The 13,787-nt window shown below is 66.3% G+C and carries 17 protein-coding genes; 16 read left to right on the top strand and 1 reads right to left on the bottom strand.

Annotated elements, in window-relative coordinates:
• The 16 genes from ubiE (at window position 1) to BM004_RS28135 (ending at window position 13,526) form a co-directional block, all read left to right on the top strand.
• On the top strand, window positions 1-732 hold the full coding sequence (gene ubiE, locus BM004_RS28210; RefSeq protein WP_093134903.1) for a bifunctional demethylmenaquinone methyltransferase/2-methoxy-6-polyprenyl-1,4-benzoquinol methylase UbiE: 732 nt from the start codon (window positions 1-3) through the stop codon (window positions 730-732).
• Between the two features lie 32 nt (window positions 733-764).
• Window positions 765-1,784 (top strand): Tim44 domain-containing protein, encoded by a 1,020-nt coding sequence (locus BM004_RS28205; protein WP_093218461.1) that lies wholly within the window; start codon window positions 765-767, stop codon window positions 1,782-1,784.
• Window positions 1,785-1,837: 53 nt separating this feature from the next.
• On the top strand, window positions 1,838-2,407 hold the full coding sequence (locus tag BM004_RS28200; RefSeq protein WP_093218460.1) for a ubiquinone biosynthesis accessory factor UbiJ: 570 nt from the start codon (window positions 1,838-1,840) through the stop codon (window positions 2,405-2,407).
• Window positions 2,404-3,969, top strand: a complete 1,566-nt coding sequence (gene ubiB, locus BM004_RS28195) for a ubiquinone biosynthesis regulatory protein kinase UbiB (RefSeq protein WP_093218453.1) — start codon at window positions 2,404-2,406, stop codon at window positions 3,967-3,969. Before BM004_RS28200 ends, ubiB begins: the two co-directional genes overlap by 4 nt.
• Before the next feature lie 13 nt (window positions 3,970-3,982).
• On the top strand, window positions 3,983-5,431 hold the full coding sequence (locus BM004_RS28190; RefSeq protein WP_093218452.1) for a high affinity choline transporter 1: 1,449 nt from the start codon (window positions 3,983-3,985) through the stop codon (window positions 5,429-5,431).
• Between the two features lie 102 nt (window positions 5,432-5,533).
• Window positions 5,534-5,887, top strand: coding sequence for an FmdB family zinc ribbon protein (locus BM004_RS28185; RefSeq protein WP_093134916.1), 354 nt, complete (start codon window positions 5,534-5,536; stop codon window positions 5,885-5,887).
• 19 nt (window positions 5,888-5,906) lie between these two features.
• Entirely contained in the window at window positions 5,907-6,539 is a 633-nt protein-coding gene (locus tag BM004_RS28180) for a DUF502 domain-containing protein (RefSeq protein WP_093134918.1), read from the top strand.
• A 37-nt stretch (window positions 6,540-6,576) separates the two neighbouring features.
• Window positions 6,577-8,382 carry an aspartate--tRNA ligase gene (gene aspS, locus BM004_RS28175; RefSeq protein WP_093218451.1) on the top strand — a complete coding sequence of 602 codons (1,806 nt, stop codon included), beginning with the start codon at window positions 6,577-6,579 and terminating at the stop codon, window positions 8,380-8,382.
• A gap of 7 nt (window positions 8,383-8,389) precedes the next feature.
• On the top strand, window positions 8,390-8,866 hold the full coding sequence (gene nudB, locus BM004_RS28170; protein WP_093218449.1) for a dihydroneopterin triphosphate diphosphatase: 477 nt from the start codon (window positions 8,390-8,392) through the stop codon (window positions 8,864-8,866).
• Window positions 8,863-9,630, top strand: a complete 768-nt coding sequence (locus BM004_RS28165; protein ID WP_093218448.1) for an endonuclease/exonuclease/phosphatase family protein — start codon at window positions 8,863-8,865, stop codon at window positions 9,628-9,630. Before nudB ends, BM004_RS28165 begins: the two co-directional genes overlap by 4 nt.
• 74 nt (window positions 9,631-9,704) lie before the next feature.
• Window positions 9,705-10,436: a GTP cyclohydrolase I gene (gene folE / locus BM004_RS28160; protein WP_093134929.1), complete on the top strand. Its 732-nt coding sequence runs from the start codon at window positions 9,705-9,707 to the stop codon at window positions 10,434-10,436.
• 3 nt (window positions 10,437-10,439) lie between these two features.
• The gene (locus BM004_RS28155) at window positions 10,440-10,862 is read left to right on the top strand and encodes a BLUF domain-containing protein (protein WP_093134931.1); all 423 of its coding nucleotides are present in this window, start codon (window positions 10,440-10,442) and stop codon (window positions 10,860-10,862) included.
• Between the two features lie 7 nt (window positions 10,863-10,869).
• Complete coding sequence (locus BM004_RS28150) at window positions 10,870-11,751, top strand: DMT family transporter (RefSeq protein WP_093134934.1); 882 nt, start codon at window positions 10,870-10,872, stop codon at window positions 11,749-11,751.
• Window positions 11,752-11,758: 7 nt separating this feature from the next.
• Window positions 11,759-12,580 (top strand): DUF429 domain-containing protein, encoded by an 822-nt coding sequence (locus BM004_RS28145; RefSeq protein WP_093218447.1) that lies wholly within the window; start codon window positions 11,759-11,761, stop codon window positions 12,578-12,580.
• 123 nt (window positions 12,581-12,703) lie between these two features.
• Window positions 12,704-12,901: a CsbD family protein gene (locus BM004_RS28140; RefSeq protein WP_093218446.1), complete on the top strand. Its 198-nt coding sequence runs from the start codon at window positions 12,704-12,706 to the stop codon at window positions 12,899-12,901.
• A 91-nt stretch (window positions 12,902-12,992) separates the two neighbouring features.
• On the top strand, window positions 12,993-13,526 hold the full coding sequence (locus tag BM004_RS28135) for a BON domain-containing protein (RefSeq protein ID WP_093218445.1): 534 nt from the start codon (window positions 12,993-12,995) through the stop codon (window positions 13,524-13,526).
• Between the two features lie 6 nt (window positions 13,527-13,532).
• Here the strand turns inward: BM004_RS28135 and BM004_RS41825 are convergent.
• Window positions 13,533-13,787 (bottom strand): hypothetical protein (locus BM004_RS41825; protein WP_218152739.1); only part of this gene is annotated, 255 nt, incomplete at its 5' end.

The raw sequence follows: 13,787 nt of genomic DNA, 5'->3' as shown, positions 1-13,787 counted from the left end.
ATGAGTACCACACACTTCGGCTTCGAAACAGTCGACGAAAGCGAGAAGGCTCGCCGCGTTCGCGGTGTCTTCGATTCGGTTGCATCGCGCTACGACGTCATGAACGACCTGATGTCGGCCGGCCTGCACCGCGCCTGGAAGGCGTACACCGTGATGGTCGCGAACGTGGGCGAAGGCTCGCGCGTTCTCGACATCGCGGGCGGCACCGGCGACCTCGCGCTGGCGTTCGCGAAGAAGGTCGGCGCCACCGGCCAGGTGGTGCACACCGACATCAACGAAGCCATGCTGCGCACCGGGCGCGATCGCCTGCTCGACGCCGGCGTGGTGCTGCCCACCACGGTCTGCGACGCCGAGAAGCTGCCCTTCGCCGACAACCACTTCGACGTGGTCACGGTGGCCTTCGGCCTGCGCAACATGACGCACAAGGACGCCGCGCTCAAGGAAATGAACCGCGTGATCAAGCCGGGCGGCAAGCTGCTCGTGCTCGAGTTCTCGAAGGTCGCCAAGCCGCTCGCCAAGGCCTACGACTGGTACTCCTTCAACGTGCTGCCGCGCCTGGGCAAGCTCGTGGCCGGCGACGACGCGAGCTATCGCTACCTGGCCGAATCGATCCGGATGCACCCCTCGCAAGAGGAACTCAAGACCCTCATGAAAGAGGGCGGTTTCGGACATGTGGACTATCACAACATGACGGGGGGCATTGCAGCCCTGCATGTTGGAATCAAATGTTGATGACGCGAATCTTTCGCTCGAGAGGAGACGACATGAAGAGTTTGGGTACTTTGTTTTTGGCGGCTGCGTTGGTGCTGGGCAGTGTCCAGGCCGAGGCAGCGCGCATGGGTGGCGGCAAGTCCTTCGGGCGCCAGTCGTCCAACGTGACGCAACGCCAATCGACGCCGCCTGCTGCGCCCGCGCAGCAGAACGCGACCAACGCCGCTGCGAAGCCCGCAACGCCCGCACCCGCGGCCGCTGCACCGAAACGTCCTTGGGGCGCGATGCTCGGCGGCCTGGCCGCCGGCCTGGGCCTCGCATGGCTGGCGCACTCGCTCGGCCTCGGCGCCGGGTTCGGCAACATCCTGCTGATCGGCCTGCTGGTGCTGGCTGGCGTGGTGGTGTGGCGCATGATCAAGGCGCGCTCGCAGCCCGCCGGCAACCGCCAGGGCGGCTTCGCCTTCCAGGGCGCAGGTGCCAGCCCGAGCAACGCCGCCGCGCCGGCGCAGTACAGCCCGGCCAACGTGGGCAACGACGCATCGGCCCGTCCGTGGGAGCGCAACAACGCGGCCTTCGACGCCGCGCCTTCGAACGACGCGCCGCACGGCAGCAGCCTCTCGGCAGCGGGTGCCGCGGCCGGTGGCAGCATGATCGGCTCGGCACTCGGCGGCTCGCAGTCCTGGGGCATCCCCGCGGGCTTCGATGTCGACGGCTTCCTCGGTGCCGCCAAGCGCAACTTCGTGACGCTGCAGGACGCATGGGATCGCGCCGACGTGTCGATGCTGCGTTCGATGATGACCGACAGCATGGTCGAAGAGATCCGCACGCAGCTGGCCGACCGCGCCGGCCACACGGGCGGCGCATCGAACAAGACCGAAGTCGTGATGCTTGACGCCAAGCTGCTGGGCATCGAAGAGTTGCCCGACGCCTACATGGCCAGCGTGGAGTTCTCCGGCATGATCCGCGAAGACGCCTCGGCGGGCCCGGGTCCGTTCCGCGAAGTGTGGAACATGACCAAGCCGACCAACGGCAACGGCGGCTGGCTGGTGGCAGGCGTGCAGGCACTGCAGTAAAAAGCTGAAACGCGGCCCTCACGGGGCCGCGGCACAGACGGGATAATGGGGACATGGCCACACCATCGTCCCCATTTTCTTTTCTCGGCGACCTTTTCAACCGCATCGGCGAGCGCCTGCAGCCGCCGGACTGGGCGGTCCACGAGATCCAGCACCGCGCGGTGCTGTTCCTGAACCATGTGCTGCAGCAGGAGCCCGAGGCCCAGCAGCGCCTGCTGCGCCAGCAGGGGCGGGTGGTGCGCTTCCAGTGGCGCTTCGTGACGATGGAGCTGGTGGCCACGCCCGCCGGCCTGCTCGACCTGGCACCCGCCGGCGCGGTGCCCGAACTCACGCTCACCGTCACCGAAGACTCCCCCTTCGACATTGCCCGTGCCACGCTGCGCGGCGACAAGCCCTCCGTGCAGATCATCGGTGACGTGCAGCTGGCCGCCGAGGTCAACTGGCTGGTCGACCACGTGCGCTGGGACATCGAGGACGACCTCGCTCGCGTGATCGGCGACGTGCCCGCGCACACGCTGGGCAATGCCGTGCGCCGCGTGGTGGGCGCGCTGCGCCAGTTCGTCGGCGACCGCACGGCCAAGGCTGGCGGCTCGGCGGCCGACGCGGCGGGCAAGGTCGAATGAGGCGCTTCTATCGCGGCCTGTTCATCGTCTGGGTCGCGCTGCGCTACGGTCTCGACGAGCTCGTGCTCACGAGCTTCCAGAAGCCCTGGCTGCGCGTGGTGGCGCGCGTCGTGTCCATCGGGCGCAACCTCGACGCGCCGCGCGGACAGCGGCTGCGCGAGGCGCTCGAGCGGCTCGGCCCCATCTTCGTGAAGTTCGGCCAGGTGCTGTCGACCCGGCGCGACCTGCTGCCGCCCGACATCGCCGACGAGCTGGCCTTTCTGCAGGACCGCGTGCCGCCGTTCCCCTCGTCGGTGGCCATTGCCACCATCGAGCGCGCGTTCCGCCGCCCGGTGAGCGACGTGTTCATCCAGTTCGACGAGACACCCATCGCCAGCGCGTCGATCGCGCAGGTGCACTTCGCGACCATCCGCACCAACCAGGGCGATGTGCGCGAAGTGGCCGTGAAGGTGCTGCGCCCCAACATGCGCGGCGTGATCGAGAAAGACCTGGCGCTCATGGCCATGATGGCCGGCTGGGTCGAAGGGCTCTCGGCCGACGGCAAGCGCCTGAAGCCGCGCGAGGTGGTCGGCGAGTTCGACAAGTACTTGCACGACGAGCTCGACCTGGTGCGCGAGGCCGCCAACGCGGCCCAGCTGCGCCGCAACATGGCCGAACTCGACCTGGTGCTGATTCCCGAGATGTTCTGGGACTTCTGCCACCCCGAGGTCATGGTGATGGAGCGCATGAAGGGCGTGCCCATTGCGCAGATGGACCGCCTGCGCGCGGCCGGCGTCGACATTCCCAAGCTGGCGCGCGACGGCGTCACGATCTTCTTCACGCAGGTGTTCCGCGACGGCTTCTTCCATGCCGACATGCACCCCGGCAACATCCAGGTGAGCCTGGAGCCCGAGACCTTCGGGCGCTACATCTCGCTGGACTTCGGGATCATCGGCACGCTGACCGAGTCGGACAAGGAATACCTCGCGCAGAACTTCGTGGCCTTCTTCCGGCGCGACTACAAGCGCGTGGCCGAGCTGCACCTCGAAAGCGGCTGGGTGCCGGTGGGCACGCGCATCGACGAGCTCGAGGCGGCGATCCGCACCGTGTGCGAGCCGTACTTCGACCGGCCGCTGAAGGAGCTTTCGCTGGGCATGGTGCTGATGCGCCTGTTCCAGACCTCGCGCCGCTTCCAGGTCGAGATCCAGCCGCAGCTGGTACTGCTGCAGAAGACGCTGCTCAACATCGAGGGGCTGGGCCGCAACATCGACCCCGATCTCGACCTCTGGGCCACGGCCAAGCCGTTCCTCGAAAAGTGGATGGTCGACCAGATCGGCCCGAAGAAGCTGCTGCAGCAGCTCAAGGCCGAGGCGCCGCGGTACGCCAAATTGCTTCCTCAATTCCCGCGGCTGCTGCACGATTTCTTGGAGAATCGCCCCGCCGACAACCGGCGCGAACTGCTCGAGCTGCTGGCCGAACAGAAGCGCACCAACCGGTTGCTGCAGGCCATCGTCTACGGTGGCATAGGTTTTGTATTGGGGTTGCTCGCCATGCAATTGCTGGTGCGCGTGCGTATTTTCTAGAGGAGTTCCCGTCGTGCTGCTGACGCTGGTCATCGTCTATCTGCTGGTCACCATCGCCATCGGCCTGTATGCCGCCAAGCGGGTGAAGAACACCACCGACTTCGCCATTGCCGGGCGGCACCTGCCGCTCTTCATGATCGTCACGACGACCTTCGCGACCTGGTTCGGCTCCGAAACGGTGCTCGGCATCCCGGCGAAGTTCATCGAGGGCGGCCTGAACGGCGTGGTCGAGGACCCGTTCGGCGCGGGCACCTGCTTGATCCTGGTGGGCCTGTTCTTCGCGGGCAAGCTCTACCGCATGACGCTGCTGACCATCAGCGACTACTACCGCGAGCGCTACGGCCGCACCGTCGAGGTGGCCTGTTCGCTGATCATCATGCTGAGCTACCTGGGCTGGGTGTCGGCGCAGGTCACGGCGCTGGGGCTGGTGTTCAACCTGCTGTCGGCCGGCGCCATCAGCATCCCGGTGGGCATGGTGATCGGGGTGATCTCGATCCTGGCGTACACGCTGTTCGGCGGCATGTGGTCGGTGGCCGTCACCGACTTCATGCAGATGATCATCCTGGTGACCGGCCTGGCCGTGATCGCGATGTTCGCGGGCAACATGGCCGGCGGCGCCGACAAGGTGGTGGCCTTTGCCGTCAGCAAGGACCTCTTCAAGTTCTGGCCCGAGCCCAATTGGCACGACATGGTGTTCTTCTTCGCCGCCGCCATCACGATGATGCTGGGCTCCATTCCGCAGCAGGACGTGTTCCAGCGCGTGATGTCGGCCAACAGCGTCAAGGCGGCGCAGCGCGGCCCCGTCATCGGCGGCGTGGCGTACATCCTGTTCGCCTTCGTGCCCATGTTCCTGGTGGCCAGCGCGCTGCTGATCATGCCGGAGCAGACCGCGACGCTGCTCAAGGAAGATCCGCAGAAGGTGCTGCCCACCCTGGTGCTCGAGAAGATGCCGTTCGTGATGCAGGTGCTGTTCTTCGGCGCGCTGCTCTCGGCCATCAAGTCGACCGCGTCGGCCACCTTGCTGGCGCCGAGCGTCACCTTCACCGAGAACATCTGGCGCCAGTTTCGCCCGGCCGGCACCGACCGCCAGAACCTCATGACGATGCGCATCACGGTGCTGCTGTTCAGCGCCGCGGTGCTGGCCTACGCCATCCGCATGCAGGGCACGCCGATCTACGAGCTGGTCTCGGGCGCCTACCAGGTGCCGCTGGTCGGTGCCTTCGTTCCGCTGGTGTGCGGCCTTTACTGGCGCCGCGCCACCACGCAGGGGGCGATTGCCTCGATCGTGCTGGGCATCGGCGTGTGGCTGCTGTTCCTGTGGATGCCCTGGGGCAGCGCATTCCCGGCCCAGCTGGCCGGCGTGCTGTGCGCTTTCGTGGGGATGGGGGTCGGTTCGCTGCTGCCGCAATGGTTGGCGAACACTCACACGCCGCATCGCCCGCTGGCCACGGAACCCGCCTGAAGGAGCGCCCCGGCGCCAGGGCTGGAGGGCCTTGGGCGGGGGCGGCCCTATAATCGAGGGCTTTGCGAGCGGCAGCTGCGCCGCTTTTTTGAACCCATTCCCATGCCCATTTACGCCTACAAGTGCAGTGCCTGCGGCTTTGCCAAAGACGCTTTGCAGAAGATGTCCGACGCGCCACTCACGGTGTGTCCGAACTGCGGCGCGAGTGCGTTCGAAAAGCAGGTCACGGCCGCCGGCTTCCAGCTCAAGGGCTCGGGCTGGTATGTGACCGATTTCCGCGACGGCGGTGGCAAGAAGACCGAGCCGGCGACAGCGCCCGCGTCGAGCGACACAGCCAAGTCCGGCGATTCGTCTTCCGGCACCACCGCCCCCGCGCCGAGTCCTGCACCCGCAGCGGCGCCCGCACCCGCTGCCCCGGCTCCCGCGCCGGCTCCTGCCGCCAAGAGCGGCGACTGATCCACACATACCGACCGCCATGCTCGCCCTGCGCAAATGGTTGTTCTCCGGCTTGCTGGTGATCGTTCCGCTGTTCATCACCCTCGCGGTGCTGAAGTGGATCATCGACACGCTGGACCAGACGCTCTGGGTGCTGCCCGGCGCGTGGCAGCGCTGGCTCTACGACAACAACGTGCGCGGCCTCGGCGTGCTGCTCACGCTGGCGATCTTGCTGGTGGTGGGCGCCATTGCCAGCAACTTCGTGGGCAAGCGCCTGCTGGGCTGGGGCGACGCCGTGGTGCGCCGCATTCCGGTGGTGCGCTCGATCTATTCGAGCGTCAAGCAGGTGTCGGACACGCTGTTCTCCGAGAACGGCAACGCCTTCCGCACGGCGGTGCTGGTGGAGTGGCCGCGTGAAGGGGTCTGGACCATCGCCTTCGTCACCGGCACGCCCGGCGCCGACGTGGTCGAGCACCTGGGCGGCGGCGACTACCTCGGTGTCTACGTGCCGACCACGCCCAACCCGACGGGCGGCTACTTCGTGATGCTCAAGCGCAGCGACTGCATCGAACTGAAGATGAGCGTGGACGAAGCGCTCAAGTACATCGTCTCGATGGGGGTGGTCGTTCCAGGCGGCCCCTCCACGGTGGCGGTGAAGTCTTCCAACTCATAAAAACGAACGCGCCCACAAGGCGCCGGAATGGATTCCTATGGCCATGCGTACTCACTATTGCGGTCTCGTGACCGAAGCCCTGCTGGGCCAAACCGTCACCCTGTGCGGCTGGGTCAACCGTCGCCGCGACCACGGCGGCGTGATCTTCGTCGACGTGCGTGACCGCGAAGGCTACGTGCAGGTGGTGTGCGACCCCGATCGCGCGTCGACCTTCGCCGTGGCCGAGAACCTGCGCAACGAGTTCTGCGTGCAGATCACCGGCCTGGTGCGCTCGCGCCCCGAAGGCACGACCAACGACCAGCTCAAGAGCGGCAAGATCGAAGTACTGTGCCACGAGCTGAAGGTGCTGAACCCCTCGGTCACGCCCCCGTTCCTGCTGGACGACGACAACCTGTCGGAAACCACCCGCCTCACGCACCGCGTGCTCGACCTGCGCCGCCCGGCCATGCAGCGCAACATGATGCTGCGCTACAAGGTGACGATGGAAACGCGCAAGTTCCTCGACGCCAACGGCTTCATCGACATCGAGACGCCCATGCTTGGCAAGTCCACGCCCGAAGGCGCGCGCGACTACCTGGTGCCCAGCCGCGTGCATGACGGCAGCTTCTTCGCGCTGCCGCAGTCGCCCCAGCTGTTCAAGCAGCTGCTGATGGTGGCCGGCTACGACCGCTACTACCAGATCGTGAAGTGCTTCCGCGACGAAGACCTGCGCGCCGACCGCCAGCCCGAATTCACGCAGATCGACATCGAGACCTCCTTCCTGTCGGAAGAAGAGATCCGCGAGATGTTCGAAGGCATGGTGCGCACCATGTTCCGCAACGCCGCGGGCATCGACCTGCCGGTGTTCCCGACCATGACGTACGGCGACGCGATGTTCAAGTACGGCTCGGACAAGCCCGACCTGCGCGTGAAGCTCGAGTTCACCGAACTCACCGAACTCATGAAGCGCGTGGAATTCAAGGTGTTCTCCAACGCCGCCACCATGACCGGCGGGCGCGTGGTCGCGCTGCGCGTTCCCGGCGGCGGTGCCGAAGGCGGCATGTCGCGCGGTGAAATCGACGCGTACCAGGAATTCGTCAAGATCTACGGCGCCAAGGGCCTGGCCTACATCAAGGTCAACGACGCTGCCGCGGGCCGCGAAGGCCTGCAAAGCCCGATCGTGAAGAACCTGGACGACAACACGCTGGCCGAGATCATCGCCCGCACGGGTGCGCGCAACGGCGACATCGTGTTCTTCGGCGCCGACAAGGAAAAGGTCGTCAACGACGCCATCGGCGCGCTGCGCGTGAAGATCGGCCACAGCGCCTTCGGCAAGAAGACCGGCCTGTTCGACGACCGCTGGGCACCGCTGTGGGTGGTGGACTTCCCGATGTTCGAGTTCGACGAGGAAGGCCAGCGCTGGAGCGCCGTGCACCACCCGTTCACCGCACCCAAGGACGGCCATGAAGACCTGATGGACACCGCGCCCGAGAAGTGCATCGCCAAGGCCTACGACATGGTGCTCAACGGCATCGAGATGGGCGGCGGTTCGGTGCGTATCCACCGCGAGGAAGTGCAGAGCAAGGTGTTCCGCGCGCTGAAGATCAGCGCCGAGGACGCGCAGCTGAAGTTCGGCTTCCTGCTGGACGCGCTGCAGTACGGCGCGCCGCCGCACGGCGGCATCGCCATCGGCCTGGACCGCCTGGTCATGCTCATGACCGGCGCCGAGTCGATCCGCGACGTGATCGCCTTCCCCAAGACCCAGCGCGCGCAGGACCTGCTGACGCAGGCGCCGAGCCCGGTCGACGAGAAGCAGCTGCGCGAACTGCACATCAAGCTGCGCAACACGCCCCAGGCGGTCTGACGCCGCCATGACGACTGGCCCCCGACCCTGGAAGATCCCGGAGTCGGTGCTGGTCGTGATCCACACGCCGGCGCTCGATGTGCTGCTGATCCGGCGTGCGGACGCCGAGACCGACTTCTGGCAATCGGTCACCGGCAGCAAGGACGCCGCCGACGAGCCGCTGGCGCTCACCGCGGCGCGCGAAGTGGCCGAGGAGACCGGCATTCGCTGCGGCGAGGGCACCGCGCTGGCCCCGCAGCTGGTCGACTGGCAGTTGCGCAACGTCTACGAGATCTATCCGCGCTGGCGCGCCCGCTACGCGCCCGGCGTGACCCACAACACCGAGCACCTGTTCGGCCTGTGCGTGCCCGAGCGCCTGACGCCGGTGCTCGATCCGCGCGAGCACACCGACTGGCGCTGGCTGCCGTACCACGCGGCGGCCGACGCCTGTTTTTCCCCATCGAACGCCGAAGCCATTCTGTTGCTGCCAGAATTTGTGCGATGAACCAGCCGGCATCAGCAGCAGCGCAGAACCTCCGCGTCGCCACCTACAACATCCACAAGGGTGTGCAAGGCATCGGCCCCGCGCGCAGGCTCGAGATCCACAACCTCGGCCACGCCATCGAGCAGCTCGACGCGGACATCGTCTGCCTGCAGGAGGTGCGCAAGATGAACCGTCAGGCCGCGGCGCGCTTCGCCCGCTGGCCCGAGCTGCCGCAGGCCGACTTTCTCGCGCCCGAGGGCTACACCGCCGTCTATGAGACCAATGCCGTCACGCGCCACGGCGAGCACGGCAATGCCTTGCTCACGCGCTGGCCGGTGGTGCGCACCAGCCACCAGGACATTTCCGACCACCGCTTCGAGCAGCGCGGCTTGCTGCACGTGGTGATCGACGTCGACGGCCAGCCGGTGCACGCCATCGTGGTGCACCTGGGGCTCATCAAGGGCAGCCGCGTGCGGCAGATCGCGCGCCTGCGCGAGTTCATCGAGCGCGAAGTGCCGCCCGAGGAGGCCGTGGTGGTGGCGGGCGACTTCAACGACTGGGGCGCGCGCATGCGCTACGCCATGAACGCCATGGGGCTGCGCGACACCAGCGACCTGCGCGGTGCGCGCACGCTCACTTACCCGTCGCGCCTGCCGGTGGCGCAACTCGACTTCATCTACGGACGCAAGCTGCAGCCGCAGGCGTGCGCGGTGCCGCGCGGTCCCATCTGGACCCGCATGTCCGACCATCTGCCGCTGGTCGCCGATTTCTCGCTACTCAATTGATAGCAATACTCCAAGAAGGGGCGGGCGCTGCAGGCCCGAATGCCCTGGAGTCATTCACTGGTACGATCCCCGCCATGCTGAGGAAAACCGACGTCGACCCGCGCCCCGATCGAAACGACGATGACGAGGGCACGCCCGTCTCCGTGAAGATCCGTGAGCGCATTGCCGCAGCGCGCAAGCGCTTCAATGCCAACGACAACATTGCCGAGTTCATCGAACCCGGCGAGCTGGAGGCGCTGCTCGACGAAGTCGAGGTCAAGATGAAGGGCGTGCTCGAAAGCCTGGTCATCGACGTCGAGAACGACCACAACACCGACAACACCGCGCGCCGCGTCGCCAAGATGTACGTGAACGAGGTGTTCCGCGGCCGCTATGTGGCGCCGCCCTCGCTCACCGAATTCCCGAACGCCGAACACCTGAACGAGCTGATGATCGTCGGCCCGATCACCGTGCGCAGCGCCTGCTCGCACCACTTCTGCCCGATCATCGGCAAGCTCTGGATCGGCGTGATGCCCAACGAGCACACCAACGTGATCGGCCTGTCGAAGTACGCGCGCCTGGCCGAATGGGTCATGGGCCGTCCGCAGATCCAGGAAGAAGCAGTGGTGCAGCTGGCCGATCTGATCCAGGAAAAGACGCAGCCCGACGGCCTCGCGCTGGTCATGGAAGCCGAGCATTTCTGCATGGCCTGGCGCGGCGTGAAGGAAATGGACAGCAAGATGATCAATTCCGTGATGCGCGGCGTGTTCCTCAAGGACCCCAGCCTGCGCCGCGAATTCCTTTCTCTTCTTCCCCGAAAGAGCTGAGCCATGCTGGTCCGACTTCTCTACGCCAGCCGCGCCGTCGACACCAGCCCGCAGGCCATCGAGTCGATCCTTGCGCAATCGCGCTCGCACAACACCACGTGCGGCATCACCGGCATCCTTTGCTACGGTGCCGGCACCTTCCTGCAGGCCATCGAGGGCGGTCGCATGGCGATCAGCGAGCTCTACGGCCACATCCAGCGCGACGCGCGCCACAAGGACGTGGTGCTGCTGCACTACGAAGAAATCTCCGAGCGCCGTTTCGGCGGCTGGACCATGGGGCAGGTCAACCTGTCGAAGCTCAACGCCTCGACGCTGCTGAAGTACTCCGAAAAGCCCGAGCTCAACCCGTACGCGGTGTCGGGCAAGGTCTCGCTGGCGCTGCTTGAAGAACTGATGGCCACTGCCGCCATCGTCGGCCGCCACTGAACCCGGGGTGCCGCTCTCCGCATTCGCGCTGATCCTGCTGGCCGGGGTCATTCATGCCGCCTGGAACATCGCCGCCAAGAAGGCGAACGGCGACGTGCGCTTCAGCTTCCAGACCAGCGTGTTCAACATGCTCATCTGGGCGCCCGTGGGCATCACGCTGGGCTGGAACGTGGTGCCGGGCTGGGGCGTCACCGAGTGGAGCTTCGTCGTGCTCAGCGGCGTGCTGCACATCTTCTATTTCATCGTGCTGCTGCGGGGCTACCGCAAGTCGGACCTCACGGTGGTCTATCCGCTTGCGCGCGGCTCGGGCCCGCTGCTGTCGTCGCTGGTGGCGGTGCTCTTTCTCGGCGAGAAGATCAGCCTTGTCGGCGTGGCGGGCATCGTGGGCGTGGTGGGCGGTGTGTTCCTCGTCGCCGGCGGACCGAAGCTCTGGCGCAAGGCGCACGACCCCGCGCAGAGCGAGCGCGTGCACAAGGGCATTCGCTACGGCGTGCTGACGGGCGGCTTCATCGCGGCGTACACGGTGGCCGACAGCTACGCGGTCAAGTTCCTCATGATGTCGCCGATCCTGCTCGACTACTTCGGCAACCTGGTGCGCATGGTGATCCTGGTGCCCGTCGCGCTGAAAGACCGCGCGACCACGGCGCGCATGTGGCGCGCGCAATGGAAGTACGCGCTGCTCGTGGCGGCGGTGAGTCCGGTGTCCTATGTGCTGGTGCTCTATGCGGTTCAGCAGGCGCCCATCTCGCACGTGGCGCCGGCGCGCGAGGTGTCGATGCTGTTCGCAGCGCTGATCGGCGGCCACCTGCTGCGCGAGGGCGACCGGCTGCTGCGCGTGCTGGGCGCACTGTTCATCGCCGCGGGCGTGGTGGCGCTGGCCCTGGGCTGAGGCCGCGGTGCTGTTCGGCTGCGACTTCTCGAGCGCGCCGACGCGGCGCAAGCCCATCGTTGTTGCAGTCGGCGAGGTAGTCGGTATGGACCGCGTGGTGCTGACCGGGCTGCAGCGCTTTGCCACGCTCGATGCATGGGGCGACTGGTTGTGCGCCACGCCGGCCTGGGTGGGCGGCTTCGACTTTCCGTTCAGTCTGCCGCGCGAGTTGGTCGAGCACCTGCGCTGGCCTGTTGAATGGGCGTCGCTGATGGCGCACTACGCAGGCCTGAGCCGCGCCGAGATCCGCGACACCTTTGCCGCCTTCTGTGCGGCCCGGCCCGTCGGCGGGAAGTTTGCGCACCGCGCGACCGATGGGCCCGCGGGCTCGAGCCCGTCGATGAAGTGGGTCAATCCGCCGGTGGCCTACATGCTCCACGCGGGCGTGCCGCGCCTGCTGGCGGCCGGCGCGCGCATTCCCGGCTTGCACGAAGGTACGCATGACGGGCGCGTGGCGCTGGAGGCCTATCCGGGCTTGCTGGCGCGCGAGCTCATTGGTCGCCGCAGCTACAAGAGCGACGACTTGGCGAAGCAGACGCCCGAGCGGCTGGCGGCGCGCGCCGATCTGCTGCACGCGCTCGAGGCCGGCACCAGCCGGCTGGGCCTGGCATTGGGCGTCGCCGCTGCGCAACGCGCCGAATTGCTCGCCGACGCGCGGGGCGACGACATCGACGCCGTGCTGTGCCTGCTCCAAGCCGCGTGGGGTCTGCATCGCGCGGCCAGCTCCGGGCCTGGCTACGGCTTGCCGGCGGTCGTCGACCCGCTTGAAGGATGGATCGTCACGGCTTGAGCCTTGTTGTCCTACAGCGCTTCGGGCTTCCGGCGGCGTTCGTCCCCACCGGGCGGCGCATAGATTGAAATCAGTGGGCCATTTCGGTTCCACGCATTTCACCTACTCAAGAAGGAAAGCGTCATGAACAAGGACCAAGTGGCAGGCCGCGTCGAGGAAGCCAAGGGCAAGCTCAAGGAAACCGCCGGCAAGGTGGTCGGCAACGAAAAGCTGCAAGGCGAAGGCGTGGCTGACCAAGCCGCCGGCAAGGTGCAGAAGACCTACGGCGACGTGAAGGAAAAGGCCAAGGACGCCATCAAGGACGGCGCCGACAAGCTGTGACCGGAGATGGGGCTGCATTCATCCGCAAACGGGTGTGTGCAGCCCTTTTCGTTTTTCAGCGAACGAACGATGTGATCGACAGGAGGTTTCCATGAACAAACAAGACCAGGACACCCGCAACCCGTCCTCGGCCATGCCGCACTCGCGTGCATGGCTCGCTGTGCTGGTGGCAGGCGCCGCGCTCACGCTGGCCGCCTGCGACAAGTCGGACAACCGCAGCGCTGGCGAGAAGCTCGACAGCGCGGTCGCCAAGACCGAGCAGGCCGCCGAGACCGCCGCGGCCAAGACCGGCGAAGCGGTGAAGGAGGCCAAGGCCAAAGTAGAGGCGTCCGGTACCACGGCCGAGATGAAGGAAGGCATGGCCAACGCCAAGGAGGCGGCTAAGAATGCCGGCGCCGCGGTAAGCGCTACGGTGGACGACGCGGCCATCACTGCTTCGGTGTCGGCGGGGCTGGCGAAAGACCCGGACCTCAGCGCGATCAAGATCAATGTCGATACGAAGGGCGGCGCAGTGAGCCTGAAGGGCCCGGCGCCCACAGTCGCCGCGAAGGCGCGCGCCGAGGAGATTGCCAAGGGCGTGCAAGGCGTGACGTCGGTGGACAATCAACTGGAAGTGAAGAGTTGATCTACGTCAGCGCATGCTGGATGCAGAGCCCGGGATGCCCGGGCTTTTTGTTGCCTGCTTAAAAAATTTGTCGTCCGTTGACCGAAGTGTCGAAAACTGTGCATAATCGAGGGCTCGGCTGACAGCGCATCGCAAGATGTTGCAGCGATCAAGCTCTTCGGGGCGAGCTCTTAGGAGTTGATTGAGTGGGTTGAGAAAAAGGTCTTCGAAAGTTGACGTTGTTTGAAAAAACAGTGCATAATCGAAGGCTCCGCTGAAAAG

Source organism: Variovorax sp. OK212 (assembly GCF_900112425.1).
Taxonomy (GTDB): domain Bacteria; phylum Pseudomonadota; class Gammaproteobacteria; order Burkholderiales; family Burkholderiaceae_C; genus Variovorax.
This window is presented reverse-complemented; position numbering and strand designations above follow the sequence as displayed.

Excerpts from the sequence above, each read along its gene's own strand:
- ubiE (WP_093134903.1), top strand. The coding sequence starts at position 1 with ATGAGTACCACACACTTCGGCTTCGAAACAGTCGACGAAAGCGAGAAG.
- BM004_RS28205 (WP_093218461.1), top strand. The coding sequence starts at position 765 with ATGAAGAGTTTGGGTACTTTGTTTTTGGCGGCTGCGTTGGTGCTGGGC.
- BM004_RS28200 (WP_093218460.1), top strand. The coding sequence starts at position 1,838 with ATGGCCACACCATCGTCCCCATTTTCTTTTCTCGGCGACCTTTTCAAC.
- ubiB (WP_093218453.1), top strand. The coding sequence starts at position 2,404 with ATGAGGCGCTTCTATCGCGGCCTGTTCATCGTCTGGGTCGCGCTGCGC.
- BM004_RS28185 (WP_093134916.1), top strand. The coding sequence starts at position 5,534 with ATGCCCATTTACGCCTACAAGTGCAGTGCCTGCGGCTTTGCCAAAGAC.
- BM004_RS28180 (WP_093134918.1), top strand. The coding sequence starts at position 5,907 with ATGCTCGCCCTGCGCAAATGGTTGTTCTCCGGCTTGCTGGTGATCGTT.
- aspS (WP_093218451.1), top strand. The coding sequence starts at position 6,577 with ATGGCCATGCGTACTCACTATTGCGGTCTCGTGACCGAAGCCCTGCTG.
- nudB (WP_093218449.1), top strand. The coding sequence starts at position 8,390 with ATGACGACTGGCCCCCGACCCTGGAAGATCCCGGAGTCGGTGCTGGTC.
- BM004_RS28165 (WP_093218448.1), top strand. The coding sequence starts at position 8,863 with ATGAACCAGCCGGCATCAGCAGCAGCGCAGAACCTCCGCGTCGCCACC.
- folE (WP_093134929.1), top strand. The coding sequence starts at position 9,705 with ATGCTGAGGAAAACCGACGTCGACCCGCGCCCCGATCGAAACGACGAT.
- BM004_RS28155 (WP_093134931.1), top strand. The coding sequence starts at position 10,440 with ATGCTGGTCCGACTTCTCTACGCCAGCCGCGCCGTCGACACCAGCCCG.
- BM004_RS28140 (WP_093218446.1), top strand. The coding sequence starts at position 12,704 with ATGAACAAGGACCAAGTGGCAGGCCGCGTCGAGGAAGCCAAGGGCAAG.
- BM004_RS28135 (WP_093218445.1), top strand. The coding sequence starts at position 12,993 with ATGAACAAACAAGACCAGGACACCCGCAACCCGTCCTCGGCCATGCCG.